Origin of the sequence: Cobetia sp. LC6 (assembly GCF_030264805.1) — a bacterium.
Taxonomy (GTDB): domain Bacteria; phylum Pseudomonadota; class Gammaproteobacteria; order Pseudomonadales; family Halomonadaceae; genus Cobetia.
In genome coordinates this window covers 76,180-89,875 of record NZ_JASSPL010000012.1, presented here as the reverse complement: position 1 = coordinate 89,875, position 13,696 = coordinate 76,180, and the positions used below count along the sequence as shown (strand labels likewise).

The following is a 13,696-nucleotide window of genomic DNA, read 5'->3' as shown; positions in this document are numbered from 1 at the left end:
CACAGCACGCCTCGCACGCGATTACTCAGCGCGAGTCATGGCGCCAACGCAGCCTCATGAAGCTTGCGGCCTTGAAGGCCGCCACCCCGGCGACCCCGCTGCTGGAACTCAGCCTGCGCGGGCTGGGCGAGGCACGCATCCTGATCAAGGACGAGCGGGCGCATGCCAGCGGCTCGCTCAAGCATCGCCTGGCGATGTCGCTGTTCGAGCAGGCCCTGCAAAAGGATTGGCTCACGCCCGGCGGCCCGGTGATCGAAGCTTCCTCGGGTTCCACCGCGGTCTCTGAGGCGTGGCTGGCACGCAGGCTGGGGCTTCAATTCATTGCCGTGGTGCCCAGGGGCACCGCCTTTTACAAGCAGGAGGCGATTCGTGGCGAGGGCGGGCGCGTGGTGGAAATCGAGGACTCCGCTCGGCTCTGTCAGCATGCGCAGGCGCTTGCCGATGACAGCGGCGGCCACTTCCTCAATCAATTCCGACATGCCGCTACTGCCGGCGACTGGGCAAGCGACACCAGCCTGCCCGGGGAGTGTCTGGCACAGATCGCCGCGCGTGAACTGCCCGAGCTGCAGGCGGTATTTCTCGGCGCCGGTACCGGCGGCAGCGCCGCCAGCTTCGCGCGCCATCTGCGCCACAAGCGCCATCTGCATCAGGCAGGGCATCGTGCCCGCGTGATCGGCGTGGATCCCGAGCACTCGGTCTATCACGCCTGCTGGCAGCACCATCGTACCCACGGCACTCGTACGACCCGCCTGCCCGCCCCGCAGGCGGTCAACCCCATCGAAGGCATCGGGCGGCCCTGCGTGCTGGAGGCATTCGACCCCGCCCATTTCGATGACTACCGGCGCATTGCGGATGCGCGCAGTCAGGCGGCGGCGCTGTGGCTGGCCGAGCATGCCGGGCTTGAGGTAGGCCCCTCCACCGGCACCGCCTTCGCGGGGCTGCTCGAGAGTCTGGCGCTCAGGCGCGCTCGCGGTGAGTCGCTGGCCGGCAGCTGGTTGCTGCTGGCCTGTGATCACGCCGAGCGTTATGCCACCACGCTGGGCGACCCTGCGTGGCGAGCCGCACAGCAATCACGACTCGCCCCGCAGCGGGCCTGGCTCGAGGCGTTTGCCGACTGAAACGACGGCACCCTTACGACACCCCGTCTGAAACGACGACACCCCGCCGAGTGGCAGGGTGTCGTCAGGCACATCCGATGCGATGACGGGCGCTAGCGGGGGCGCATCACACCAGCAGCGCCTGGAACTGACGCAGCCATTCCGGATGCGCCGGCCAGGCCGGTGCGGTCACCAGCTTGCCGGAGGTCACGGCGTCGGTCACTTCCAGCGACACGAACTCACCGCCCGCCAGCGTCACCTCCGGCGCACAGGCCGGATAGGCGCTGACGCGATGGCCTTCCAGCGACATGGCGGCGGCCAAGAGCTGCGGACCATGACATACGGCGGCGATGGGCTTGTCGGCCTCGACGAAGTGACGCACCATCGCCAGCACACGCTCATCCAGACGCAGATACTCGGGGGCGCGGCCACCGGGGATCAGCAGCGCGTCGTAACTCTCGACGGCGATCTCGGCGAAGCTGGCGTTGAGCGCGAAATTGTGGCCCGGTTTCTCGGTGTAGGTCTGATCACCCTCGAAGTCATGGATGGCGGTCTTGACGATATCGCCTTCCGTCTTGTCCGGGCAGACGACATCCACGCGATGCCCCATCGCCTGCAGCGCCTGGAACGGCACCATCAGCTCGTAATCTTCTACAAAATCCCCGGCAATGATGACAATGCTGGCCATGATGATCTCCTGATTGGACCCAACGTCTAGGTACGCGCCGCGCGCGGCGGAAGGACAAGGCAGTTACAGAGTACCTATCCATTGCACATGAGCAAGCGCTGAAATATCGTCGTGGCCGCCTGGCGGGCGTTGGCTTGATTGTGGATCGCCTCAACATCATTACATCATCACGTATAGTCGCCCTGCCCCGTCGCTGCCTGACCGCTCGACACCCTCATTCACAGGCCACGGCTCCAGTGCCGGTCCCGGGAGTCACCATGACCCTGCCATCTTTCGCCTTGTCTCACGTTTCTCAAGCCCCCGCGCGGCGCGGCACTTGCACCGCCACACGCGCTGATCGACCCTCGGCATGGCAGCGCCTGTGCCGTGCAGGCCTGGTAGCGCTGCTGCTGTCGGCAGGCAGTGCCCAGGCGGCCAGCGATGAGGCCGCCATCAGCCCTGACGCGCCCCTGGCGCCTGTCGCCAGCATCGCGCCGGTGCCCTTCACCGCCCACTACACCCTGGTGCTGGATGGCTGGCCGGATGTGCCCATCACCCAGCGCGTCAGCCAGAGCGGCGAGCTGTACATTGCCAGCATGGAGGCCTCCATCAAGGTTGCCAGTGGCTATGAGCAGGGCCGCTTCACGCTCGCGGAGGGTCGCCTGCTGCCCGAGGGCTATCGCTCCGGCTATCGCCTGGCCGGCATCGGCAAGGACTACAACCGGGAAGCGCCGCAGGCAGGCGACACTCACCTGCCTGACCGTCAGAGCCTGCTGGTGCTGCTGAGCCAGCAGGTCGACAGCCAATGGAGCGAGCAGGCCTGTCTGCCCGCGACGCCCTGCTCTCTGGATTATCTCGACCACAAGGGCCGCCAGCGCACCTTGATGTACGAGATCCAGGGTCAGGAAACGCGCCAGGCGGCGCAGCGTACCTTCCGCACCCTGCGCATCGAGGCATGGCGCCAGCATCGTGAGCACAAGCACTACCGTATCTGGCTGGCGCCGCGCTGGCCGGGCCTGATGGTCGGCCTCGATTACCTCGATTACGAAGACGCCATGGACAAGGACGACAACCACAACGGCGAGGTGCCGCCGCGCTCGGCCCATCTGACCCTGAACCAGCTGAGCAGCGCCCGCCAGTGATGAAAGCTCCCGCTTCTCGAGTGGCTGATCATAAGCCCCGCTGATACGCCATCAGCAAGTCTCTCGCGCAATGCTGATGGCGGGGTTATCCAGACCCCACGCCAACCGATATAGTAAGGTCCTTCGGCGGTATTCACCGCCAATCAATCACTTGCGCCACCCTGCTATCCGGGTGGCAATGCCAGGGAAGGGTCATGCTGTCGGGTCTCATCTTCATTCTGCTGCCGCTGATACTCGGCTATCTGGTACGTCTCACCGATCCTGGCCGCCTGGCGGTGGTCAACCGGCTGGTCAATGCCTCCATCTATCTCATCCTGTTCCTGATGGGCATGGGGCTGGCGGCACTGGAGCAGTTGAGTGTCGGCATGGCCGCCATGAGCGGTCAGGCGCTGACGCTGTTCGCCATCATCACGCCGCTGAACCTGCTGGCGCTGTGGTGGCTGTCGCGCCGCAGCCCGCTGCGCGCCAATCCCGCCCAGGCGGTGGATGGCGCGCCGATGACCCGCTGGCAGGCGCTGTCCGGCTCGCTGACCCTTGCCGCCGTGGTCGCGCTCGGCGTCGGCGCCGGCGTGCTGCTCAAGACCTTCGGCACCCAGCTGGATACCGACACCCTCGCCGAATGGGCCCTCTATGTGCTGCTGGCGCTGATCGGCTGCCAGCTCAGAAGCTCCGGCATGAGCCTGCGCCAGATCCTGCTCAATCGGCATGGCCTGATCATCGCGCTGACGGTAATGGCCAGCTCGCTGCTCGGTGGCCTGCTGGCGGCGCCTCTGCTGGCGCTGGAGTGGAATCAGGGCATGGCGATCTCGGCCGGCTTCGGCTGGTACTCGCTGTCGGGAATCCTGGTCGGCGATCAGCTTGGGCCGATTCTCGGCGGCGCCGCCTTCTTCAATGATCTGGCGCGCGAGCTGCTGGCCTTCGTGCTGATCCCCCTGACCATCCAGCGCTACACGCCGCTTGCCATCGGCATCGGTGGAGCCACCTCGATGGACTTCACGCTACCGGTGATCCAGCAGACCGGCGGCGTGGCCTGCGTCCCGGTCGCCGTCGTCTCGGGCTTCCTGCTGTCGCTGGCGGCGCCGCCGATGATCCTGTTCCTGCTCTCGCTGAGTCACGTCTGATCCGTCGGGCAAGGCTTGCTCCCGGGCCGCCTTAACAGGGACACTCTTGACCTCCTTCGCAGCCGCCTGAATGTCCATGCCCTCTCAGCCACACAAAGCTTCCCGCCTCAAGCGCGTCACCCTGGCCGATATCGCCGCCCGACTGGGCGTCACCAAGGTCACGGTGTCGCGCGCGCTCAATCAGCCCGAGAAGGTGTCCGCCGCGATGCGCGAGCGGGTAACCGAATGTGCCCGCGAGCTGGGTTACATGCCCAATCGTCAGGCCGGCAGCCTCGCCAGCGGTCACTCGCGGCTGATCGCACTGCTGATTCCTTCGCTCTCCAACGCCGTATTCTCTGAACTGCATCGCGGTCTGGAAGCCCCGCTCGCGGCTGCAGGCTATCAGCTGCTGATCGGCCACACCGGTTATTCGATGCAGGAAGAGGAGCGCCTGATCGAGACCTGGCTCTCCTTCGGCATCGACGGGTTGGTGCTGTGCGGCAGTCGCCATAGCCCTCGTACCCGCGAGATGATCGCGCGCTCGGGCTGTGCGGTAGTGGAGTGCATGGAGAAGCGCGAGGCGCCGCTCGACATGGCGGTGGGGCTGGACCAGCATGCCGCTGGGCGCGCGATGACCGAGGCCATGATCGCCCTGGGCCATCGCCATATCGGCTTCCTCGGTGCGCGCATGGATCGCCGCGTCGAACAGCGCCTGGGTGGCTGGCGCGCGGCACTGGAGGCCGCCGGCCTGTCACAGCAGGCGCTTCTGACCACCGATGCCCCTTCCAGCGTGCGCATGGGCGGCGAGCTGCTCGACGAGATGCTGACCCGCTGGCCCGAGACCCAGGCCGTGTTCTGTTGCAATGACGACCTGGCGGCCGGCGGGCTGTTCGAGTGTCAGCGCCGCGGCCTGTCGGTGCCCGACCAGCTGGCGCTGGCCGGCTTCAACGGCCTGGAGATGACCCGCGGCACCTGGCCGCCGCTGGCCAGCGTGGTCACGCCACGCCGCGAGATCGGCGAGCGCGCCGCCGCCCTGTTGCTGACGCGCTTGAGCGGTGATCTCGACGCCACGCCCCACGGCCTGTGGGAAGACCTGGGCTTCAGTCTTCAGAAAGGTGGCAGCCTGGCACCGTAAGACGTCCGGCGACCGACTAGCGCTCTGGCGCGTCGAGGATCTGCTGACAGACACTATCGACCAGCGCCTGGGGCGTGGCACTGATGTCGAGGGTATGGATGCGCCCTTCATCGTCGCCGGGCACCTCGAGCGTCGCCAGCTGGTTGTCGAGCATGTCAGCGCCCTTGAAGAAATGATCTGTTCGCGCCTCGAGGCGTTCCAGCAGCAGCTCGCGCGTGCCTTCGAGGAACACGAAGCCCAGCGCGGAGTCCCCGCCACGCAGTTGATCCCGATAGCGTCGCTTCAAGGACGAGCAGGCCAGTACCAGACTGCGCCCGTCGTGGCGCGCCGCCTCGATCAGCTCCGTCAGACGGGCCAGCCAGCCATGGCGATCATCGTCATCCAGCGGAATGCCGCGCGCCATCTTGGCCACGTTGGCCTCACCGTGATAATCGTCGCCATCGATGAACTGCGCGCCCAGGCACGCGGCCAGCTGCTGCCCGACATGTGACTTGCCACAGCCCGACACCCCCATGACCACAAGCCGCACGCCCCCCTGGGCGGCCAGAGCCTCTGACCTGGTCGGCATCGACGCGACCGCTGATGCTCCTTCTGCCTGCTGCTGCATGAAAACCCTCTCCCCCTGAATGAAAACGATGGCCCACCAGCGTAGCCGATGTTGCCGATCAACCCCTTGTCCGGCGCCTCGGGACGGCTGTCGCGCACTGAGCGACTGCCCGTTGGCGGGCAGTCAGCTGCCAGACGCGACAGGCATTTGCCCCTCATGCACCTTTCGGATCATTGCGTAAGTGTGAATGTTACCGGTAACTTTCATCCTGCACGACCCACGATGCCTCACACAATACGCCTTTGGGCAATGGCCGATGATCACGCCGTTGCCAGCCGCAAGAGTTCGCCATCATGTCCCCAGATAGCACCCTCGTCCTTGCCGCCCTCGGCGGCATTCTGCTGCTGCTTTACCTCGTCATGCGCCTGCGCCTGCATGCCTTCGTTGCCCTGCTGGTGGTAAGCCTGGGGGTCGGGCTGGCCACCGGCATGCAGCCCGACGCCATCATCGACTCCGTCACCAACGGCATGGGCAACACCCTGGGCTTCGTTGCCACCGTGGTCGGTCTCGGCGCGATGTTCGGCAAGATGCTGGAAGTGTCCGGCGGTGTCGATCGCATGGCCAACACCCTGCTGGGGCGTTTCGGCACCTCACGCTCACAATGGGCGTTGGCGCTGACCGGCTTTCTGGTCGCGATTCCAGTGTTCCTGGATGTCGCCTTCATCATCCTGGTGCCGCTGGTCTACGCGCTGGCACGCCGCAGCGGCCGCTCGTTGCTCTATTACGGCATTCCGCTGCTCGCCGGTCTGGCCGTGACGCACTCCTTCATTCCGCCGACCCCGGGGCCGATCGCGGTCGCCAAGCTGATCGGTGCCGATCTCGGCTACGTCATCCTGTTCGGGGCGCTGTGCGGCCTGCCGGCGATGATCGTCGCGGGGCCGATCTTCGGTCGCTTCATCGCGGCGCGCATCGACGCCAGGATTCCGGATTACATGGAAAATACCGGCAGCGTGATGAGCGATGAAGAGGTCAATCAGCGCGCCCCGGGCTTCGGTCTGATCCTGTCGATCGTGCTGCTGCCGCTGGCGCTGATCGTGCTCAACACCGTCTCGGGCTTCCTGTTCGGTGACGACAGCCCGCTGGTCGGCTGGCTGGGCTTTCTCGGCCATCCGTTCGTGGCACTGAGTCTGGCCACCCTGATGGCCTTCACCCTGCTGGGCACACGCCGTGGCATGACGCGCGAACAGGTGATGGAAGTCGCCACCAAGGCGCTCGAACCCGCCGGCATCATCATCCTGGTCACCGGCGCGGGCGGCGTCTTCAAGCAGATGCTGATCGATTCCGGGGTCGGTGACGTGCTCGGCAACCTGATGGCCGACAGCAACCTGCCGCCGATCCTGCTTGCCTTCCTGATCGCCACCGCCGTGCGTGTCATCCAGGGCTCGGCCACTGTCGCGATGATCACCGCCGCCGGTCTGATGGCCCCGGTGATCGATACGCTGGCACTATCCGGCCCGGTGCTGGGGCTGGTGGTGATCGCCATCGCCAGTGGTGCCACCGTGCTCAGTCACGTCAATGACTCCGGCTTCTGGCTGGTCAGCCGCTACTTCGGCCTCACCGAGAAGGAAACGCTGAAGAGCTGGACGGTGATGGAGACCCTGATCGGCGTGATCGGCGTCTGCATGGCGCTGCTGATCGGCCTGTTCATCTAGTTTATTCACTTCAACTTGTTCAACTATTTCAACGAGTGAATCTGGCCTGCCCACGCGGTTCTGCCCGACTGATAGAGCGATTCATCCGTCAGCAGGCGCCGCCCGCCAGGCGCACTCGTGAAAAGCTGCCACTTCGTGTGGCAGCTTTTTTTTGTGGGGCGCCAATCACGCAATTGCAGATTGCGCCTGTTGCACGCTATTTCCCATTTTGGCATTGCGCCTGAATGGCATCATGCGATCATCCACACATTCGTCTGCATTTCATGGCCATGATCCACCGCCCGCTCTGACCGACGCCAAAGCGACTGGCCAGAAGACGGCTGCGCATCAGGCCAGTCACTTTTCGTTCGGAGTCCGCATGGACCATAGCCCAGAGACGCCAGCGTCGTCTTCCGCGTCGCCCGCCCCTGCCGGCCACCCCGCACCCTCCACGCGGCGCCTGATCTGGATGCGCCTGCTGGCGCTGATCATTCTCGCGCTGGCGATCGCGCTGGCCGCCTGGTGGATGAATCATCGCCCCGGTGCGCCGAAGCGTGCCCCGAGCGAGGCACCTGCGCCCACGGTCGAGGTGGTCACGGTCAGCCATGCCGCCAACGCCCCGACGCTTGAGGGCTTCGGCCGCGTGATCGCCGATCGCCAGACCACGGTCTCCACGCGCGTCAGCGGTCAGCTGGCGCCCTTCCCCGAAGGCATCGAGGCCGGCCGCGAAGTCCGCGAGAACCAGCTGCTGGCCAGTCTCGATCAACTGGATTATCAGCTGGCACTGCGTCAGGCCGAGGCGGATCTCGCCACGGCAGAAGCCAGCCTCGCCTCTGAAAAGGGCGAGCAGATCCGCGCCGCCTCGGAATACAAGACCTTCGGTCGCAATCTGCCGGCGGCCCAGAAAGCGCTGGTGCTGCGCGAGCCTCAGCTCAAGTCGGCCCAGGCCGCCGTGGAAAGTGCCCGCGCCAGCCGCGATCAGGCCAAGCTCAATCTGGCCCGTACCGAGATTCGCGCCCCCTATGACGGCCTGATCAGCGAGCGTCTGGTCGGCGAAGGCAGTGATCTCAATGCCTTCACCGACCTGTTGACGCTGGTGGCCACCGACCGCTTCTGGGTGCGCCTCAATCTGCCGCAGGCCGACATGGAGTGGCTCTCGACCCACGCCCGTGATGGCCAGGGCACGCCGGTACTGCTCTCGAGCAAGGCATGGCCGGATGGCCAGCACCGCCATGGCGAAGTGTGGAGCGTGCTGCCGTCGCTGGAAGAAAACGGCCTGCTGACCCAGGTGATGGTGGCGGTGGAAGACCCGCTGGCGCTCAATGTCTCCGAAGAAGCGCGCGCCAGCACCCCGGCGCTGCGCATCGGTGATGTGGTCGAGGCGACCCTGACGCCCCGACGCACTGCCTCGTTGATCGAACTGCCGATCAGTGCGCTGCGCAGCGGCCAACAGGTCTGGGTACTGAGGGCGGACGATCATCTCGAGAAGCGCCCGGTAGTCGTGCGCCATCTGGGCAATGACACCCTGCTGGTCGCCGACGGTCTGGTGGACGGCGAGCGCGTCATCACAAGCTCCCTGAGCAGCGTCGAAGCCGGCATGGCACTGCGCGCGCGCGGCGATACGCCGACACCGACCGCCCGGGCGACGGATGCCAAGGCGGCTGACGACAAGACGACGGCTGGCGACAAGAGCACCGCAGCTGGCGACAAGAACGCCACGGTTGCCGACCAGAACGCCACGACCGCCGGAAGTGACTCATGACGGCACAGTCGCGCCTCAAGGGCCCCATCCGCTGGATGCACGATCACGGCGTCGCCGCCAACCTGCTGATGCTGTGCCTGATTCTCGGCGGCCTGCTGATGTCCAGTCAGATCAAGAAGGAGGTCTTCCCCTCCTTCGAGCTCGAGATCATCAACGTCAGCGTCAGCTATTCCGGCGCCACGCCGGATGAGGTCTCCGAAAGCCTGTTGCAGGCGATGGAGTCTGCGGTGCAGGACGTGGAGGGCATCGAGGAGATCACCGCCACCGCCGAGGAAGGCCTCGGCTCGCTGTCCATCGAGCTGCAGGACGGCGTCGAGACCATGCGCGCCTATCAGGACATCCAGCAGGCCATCGACAGCATCACTACCCTGCCCGATGAATCCGACCCGCCCGTCTACTCGCTGGCAGGCCGCTCGCGCAGCGTGATGGAGCTCAAGCTGCATGGCCAGACCGATGACCAGACCCTGCGCAATGTCGCCGAGCGTCTGCGCCTGAGCCTGCTCGACAGCGACGACATCACCAAGGTGGAGCTGACCGGCATCCGTGACCGCGAGGTGCATGTCGCGCTTGAGGAAGGCGCGCTGCGTCGCTATGGCCTGTCGCATCAGGATATCGCCGGCCTGATCGGCAATCAGGCGCTCAACCTGGCCGGGGGCAGCCTCGATACGCAGCAGGGCGAATACCTGGTGCGCTATGAGGCGCGTCGCGACGGCGCCGCCGAGTTCTCGCAACTGCCGGTGATCTCCAGCCAGGAAGGCAATGTCGTGCGTCTGGGCGATATCGCCACCGTCACCGACGGCTTCGCCGACAGCGACAAGGAAGTGCTCTACGACGGCGAACCGGCGATTGGTCTCGACATCTATCAGGTCGGCTCCCAGACGCCCAACGAGCTGTCCGCCGCGACCATGGCGATGCTGCCGCAATTGACCGCCAGCCTGCCGCGCGGACTGACGCTGAGCGTCGAGGACGATGACTCGCTGGTCTATCAGGACCGCCTGGAGCTGCTGCTCAAGAATGCCTGGATGGGGCTGGTACTGGTGCTGGTGCTGCTGGGGCTGTTCCTCGAGGCGCGTCTCGCCTTCTGGGTCACGCTGGGCATCCCCACCGCCTTCCTCGGCGCGATGCTGTTCCTGCCGCTGGTCGGCGTATCCATCAACATGATCTCGATGTTCGCCTTCATCATCGCGCTGGGCATCGTGGTCGATGACGCCATCATCGTCGGCGAGAACATCCACTCGCACCGCGAGCGCGGCGCCAGCATGCGCGAAGCCGCCATTCTCGGCGCGCGCGAGATCGCGGTGCCGCTGGCGTTCTCGATCCTGTCCAACATCGTGGCCTTCATTCCGCTGCTGTTCCTGCCCGGCTTCCTCGGGCTGGTATTCGGCATCATCCCGCTGGTGGTGATCAGCATCTTCGCGCTGAGCTGGATCGAAGCGATCTTCATCCTGCCCGCGCACCTGGGCCACACCAGCGAGAAACCGATACGCTGGCTGGCACCGCTGGATCGCGTGCGCCATGGCGTCCAGCACGGGCTGGAGCGTTTCACGCGTCGCCGCTTCCAGCCCTTCCTCGAAGGGTGCCTGAACTATCGTGGTCTGACCGCCGTCTGCGGTCTGGCGCTGCTGGTGCTGGCGATGGCCTGGATGGCCAGTGGCCGCCTCGGCTTCTCGCTGATGCCGCGTGTCGAGTCCAACCGTGCCGGCGTCACCGCCAACCTGCCGGTGGGCAGCCCGATCAGCCAGGACCGCGAGGTACGCACCCTGCTGCTGGACGCGCTGGAGCGGGTTCGTGAGCGCGACGACGCCCCCGCGATCTACTCCACCAGCGCCGAGATCGAAGGCAACTCGCTGAGCATCATCGCCAACCTCGACACCACGGTAGAGGATAACTGGTCGCCCTCGCAGCTGATCACGGCCTGGCGTGAGGAAGCCGGTACCATCGCCAATACCGAGTCGCTGCTGTTCGAATCCGATATCGGCGGGCCGGGGCGCGGCGCGGGCCTCACCATCCGCCTTTCCTCCTCTGACAGCGGCGCGCTGATGGCCGCCGCCGAGTCACTGGCGACGTCGCTTGAGGATTACAGCTCGCTGTCGGACATCGACAGCGGTCTGGATGACGGCAAGCGCGAGCTCTATCTGCAGCTCAATGCCTACGGCCGCTCGCTGGGACTGGATGGCGCCACCCTGGCCAACCAGCTGCGCGGCCCGCTGTCCGGCGCGACCGCCCTCAAGCAGCAACAGGGCCGCAATGAGGTCGAGGTCAAGGTGCTGCTGCCCGAAGAGCAGCGCGCAAGCCTTGCCCAGCTGGAGAACTTCGGCGTGCAGACCGGCAACGGCGTCAGCGTGCCCCTGGGGCTGGTGGCCGACATCGAGCAGGGACGCGCCGCGTCCAGCATCCTGCGCATCGATGGCCGCCGCGTGATCGAGGTCACCGCCAACGTGACCCCGTCCGACGCGGTCAGTCAGGTGATCACCAGCTTGGAAAGCGACGTCTATCCCCAGCTGAAGAGCCAGTATCCGAGCCTGAGCATCGGTTATGGCGGGCGTCAGGAAGAGACTGCCGACAACCTGGGGTCACTGCAGGTGTCGTTGCTGCTGACGCTGGCAGCCCTCTATCTGCTGCTGGCGCTACCGTTCAGAAGCTATCTGCAACCGCTGCTGGTGATGACGGCGATTCCCTTCGGCCTGATCGGCGCGGTCATCGGCCATCAGCTGATGGGCTATGGCCTGTCGGTGATCAGCCTGATGGGCATGCTGGCGCTGTCGGGCATCGTCATCAACGACGCCCTGGTGCTGATCGACTACGCCAACCGCCAGCGTCTGGCCGGTGCCACCGCGCGTGAGGCGATCATCATGGCGGCCACACGGCGTCTGCGTCCCATCCTGTTGACGACGCTGACCACCTTCTTCGGCCTGGCGCCGATGATCTTCGAGACCTCACGCCAGGCGCGCTTCATGATCCCGATGGCGGTCTCCATCGGCTTCGGCATCCTGTTCGCGACCGTGATCCTGCTGATCCTGGTGCCCTCGCTCTATCTGCTGCTGGAAGACCTGCAGCACAATCTGCGCCGCCTGCTGGGGCTGCCGCCCCGCACCCCGCGTCAGGAGGAACAACCATCATGATGCCCACCGTCACCGCCTGGCACTCACGGCTGTCAGTGCGGCTGTTCGTGATCCTGCTGCTGACCAATGTCGTGATCGGCGGCAGCATCTACATGTTCATCTCCCACAGCATGGACAGAGGGTTCGCGGAGTATCTGGAGCAGACCCAGCAGGAGCGCATCGAGCTGATCTCGTCCGACCTGGTCAGCGGCTACGCCGCGGAAGGCAACTGGGAGTGGATGAAAAGCCGGCGCAACTGGGGGCGCATCGTGCATTCCCAGGCGCCGGCGGACAGATTCGAGACACCGCCGGGCGCCAACCTCGATCGCCCCCAGGACTACATGCTGCGCGATACCCGCGGCCAGCGCCTCAATGGGCCGCCACGCCCTGCCCCCGGCATGCAGTTCAAGGATCTGATGCTGGACGGCAAGAAGATCGGCGAGCTGGGCTACCTGCCGGTGAGTGAATTCCTGCGCCGCGGCAAGGACCAGTATCTGGAGCGCCAATCGCGCAACCTGGCGACCATCATCCTGTCCTCCACCTTCGCCTCACTGCTGGCGGCGGCCGGCATCGCCTGGTGGCTCGGCCATCGGGTGCGGGACCTCGCCAGTGGCGCCAGCCGTCTGTCGAGCGGCGACTATGCCACCCGTCTGCCGGTGCGCGGCCGGGATGAGCTGTCGCGGCTGGCCGGTGACTTCAATGCGCTGGCGCAGACGCTTGAGACCAACCGCGATTCCCGCCAGCGCTGGGTGAGTGACATCTCCCATGAGCTGCGCACGCCATTGGCGGTGCTCAAGGGCGAGATAGAGGCCATGCAGGACGGCTTCCGTCCGATGAGCCAATCAAGTCTCGGCTCGCTGGAACAGGAAGTGGATGCTCTCAACCGCCTGGTGTCGGATCTGCGCCTGCTGGCCCAGAGCGACGCCGGCACGCTGGAAGCCTGGCGCGAGCCGCTGGAGCTGAATGCCCAGCTCAACGATAGCCTGGACGACCTGCGCGGCTGGCTGGAAGACAGCGGCATCCAGCTTGAGACCGACATCCAGCTGCCGCTGCGCGTGCAGGGCGACATGCAGCGCCTGCATCAGCTGTGGAGCAACCTGGCCAGCAACACTCGCGCCTATACCGACTCGCCCGGCAAGTTGAAGGTCAGCCTGCTGCGCGAGGCTGCCTCACCCGGGGACGGCGCCGGTCACCCCGGCTGGGCGGTCGTGCGCTGGGAAGACTCGAGCCCCGGCGTGCCAGAGGCCGAGCTTGCCCACCTCACCGAGCGCCTGTATCGGGTCGAGAACTCGCGCAATCGCTCCAGCGGGGGTTCAGGCCTGGGCCTGTCGATCGCCAGCGCGCTGGTCAGTGCGCATGATGGCCAGCTGGTACCGGGGCAGTCATCACTGGGCGGACTGCGATGGGACATTCGCCTGCCGCTGTTGTCTACTTGAAACAGTCATTTTCATCTG

General features: G+C 65.8%; 10 protein-coding genes. 8 read left to right on the top strand and 2 right to left on the bottom strand.

The features are described from left to right. Window positions 1-56 precede the first annotated feature (56 nt). Window positions 57-1,118: a PLP-dependent cysteine synthase family protein gene (locus QQF40_RS13755; protein ID WP_285461671.1), complete on the top strand. Its 1,062-nt coding sequence runs from the start codon at window positions 57-59 to the stop codon at window positions 1,116-1,118. A gap of 106 nt (window positions 1,119-1,224) precedes the next feature. Here QQF40_RS13755 and QQF40_RS13750 read toward each other — a convergent pair whose 3' ends face one another. Continuing rightward, on the bottom strand, window positions 1,225-1,785 hold the full coding sequence (locus tag QQF40_RS13750) for a DJ-1/PfpI family protein (RefSeq protein WP_285461670.1): 561 nt from the start codon (window positions 1,783-1,785) through the stop codon (window positions 1,225-1,227). Between the two features lie 257 nt (window positions 1,786-2,042). Here QQF40_RS13750 and QQF40_RS13745 point away from each other — a divergent pair, with 257 nt between their 5' ends. The 3 genes from QQF40_RS13745 to QQF40_RS13735 all read left to right on the top strand — a co-directional run bounded on the left by QQF40_RS13745 (window position 2,043) and on the right by QQF40_RS13735 (window position 5,141). After that, on the top strand, window positions 2,043-2,906 hold the full coding sequence (locus QQF40_RS13745; RefSeq protein ID WP_285461668.1) for a hypothetical protein: 864 nt from the start codon (window positions 2,043-2,045) through the stop codon (window positions 2,904-2,906). A gap of 194 nt (window positions 2,907-3,100) precedes the next feature. Then, window positions 3,101-4,027 carry a LysO family transporter gene (locus QQF40_RS13740; protein ID WP_054555660.1) on the top strand — a complete coding sequence of 309 codons (927 nt, stop codon included), beginning with the start codon at window positions 3,101-3,103 and terminating at the stop codon, window positions 4,025-4,027. A 76-nt stretch (window positions 4,028-4,103) separates the two neighbouring features. Next, a complete protein-coding gene (locus QQF40_RS13735; protein ID WP_285461667.1) occupies window positions 4,104-5,141 on the top strand; it encodes a LacI family DNA-binding transcriptional regulator in 1,038 nt (345 codons plus the stop codon). A gap of 16 nt (window positions 5,142-5,157) precedes the next feature. Here QQF40_RS13735 and QQF40_RS13730 read toward each other — a convergent pair whose 3' ends face one another. After that, on the bottom strand, window positions 5,158-5,748 hold the full coding sequence (locus QQF40_RS13730; RefSeq protein WP_352230739.1) for a gluconokinase: 591 nt from the start codon (window positions 5,746-5,748) through the stop codon (window positions 5,158-5,160). Between the two features lie 293 nt (window positions 5,749-6,041). On the opposite strand from QQF40_RS13730, the gene QQF40_RS13725 reads away from it, so the two are divergent. From QQF40_RS13725 to QQF40_RS13710, 4 genes are all read left to right on the top strand, one after another. Continuing rightward, window positions 6,042-7,400 carry a GntT/GntP/DsdX family permease gene (locus QQF40_RS13725; RefSeq protein WP_043334321.1) on the top strand — a complete coding sequence of 453 codons (1,359 nt, stop codon included), beginning with the start codon at window positions 6,042-6,044 and terminating at the stop codon, window positions 7,398-7,400. Window positions 7,401-7,758: 358 nt separating this feature from the next. Further along, window positions 7,759-9,141 carry an efflux RND transporter periplasmic adaptor subunit gene (locus tag QQF40_RS13720; protein ID WP_285461666.1) on the top strand — a complete coding sequence of 461 codons (1,383 nt, stop codon included), beginning with the start codon at window positions 7,759-7,761 and terminating at the stop codon, window positions 9,139-9,141. After that, window positions 9,138-12,263: an efflux RND transporter permease subunit gene (locus tag QQF40_RS13715; protein ID WP_285461665.1), complete on the top strand. Its 3,126-nt coding sequence runs from the start codon at window positions 9,138-9,140 to the stop codon at window positions 12,261-12,263. The genes QQF40_RS13720 and QQF40_RS13715 overlap by 4 nt, the downstream gene beginning before the upstream one ends. Continuing rightward, window positions 12,260-13,678, top strand: a complete 1,419-nt coding sequence (locus QQF40_RS13710; RefSeq protein WP_175089248.1) for an ATP-binding protein — start codon at window positions 12,260-12,262, stop codon at window positions 13,676-13,678. The genes QQF40_RS13715 and QQF40_RS13710 overlap by 4 nt, the downstream gene beginning before the upstream one ends. Window positions 13,679-13,696 lie beyond the last annotated feature (18 nt).

Coding starts and splice junctions, on each gene's coding strand:
- QQF40_RS13740 (WP_054555660.1), top strand. CDS start 3,101: ATGCTGTCGGGTCTCATCTTCATTCTGCTGCCGCTGATACTCGGCTAT.
- QQF40_RS13730 (WP_352230739.1), bottom strand. CDS start 5,748: ATGCAGCAGCAGGCAGAAGGAGCATCAGCGGTCGCGTCGATGCCGACC.
- QQF40_RS13745 (WP_285461668.1), top strand. CDS start 2,043: ATGACCCTGCCATCTTTCGCCTTGTCTCACGTTTCTCAAGCCCCCGCG.
- QQF40_RS13720 (WP_285461666.1), top strand. CDS start 7,759: ATGGACCATAGCCCAGAGACGCCAGCGTCGTCTTCCGCGTCGCCCGCC.
- QQF40_RS13755 (WP_285461671.1), top strand. CDS start 57: ATGAAGCTTGCGGCCTTGAAGGCCGCCACCCCGGCGACCCCGCTGCTG.
- QQF40_RS13735 (WP_285461667.1), top strand. CDS start 4,104: ATGCCCTCTCAGCCACACAAAGCTTCCCGCCTCAAGCGCGTCACCCTG.
- QQF40_RS13725 (WP_043334321.1), top strand. CDS start 6,042: ATGTCCCCAGATAGCACCCTCGTCCTTGCCGCCCTCGGCGGCATTCTG.
- QQF40_RS13710 (WP_175089248.1), top strand. CDS start 12,260: ATGATGCCCACCGTCACCGCCTGGCACTCACGGCTGTCAGTGCGGCTG.
- QQF40_RS13715 (WP_285461665.1), top strand. CDS start 9,138: ATGACGGCACAGTCGCGCCTCAAGGGCCCCATCCGCTGGATGCACGAT.
- QQF40_RS13750 (WP_285461670.1), bottom strand. CDS start 1,785: ATGGCCAGCATTGTCATCATTGCCGGGGATTTTGTAGAAGATTACGAG.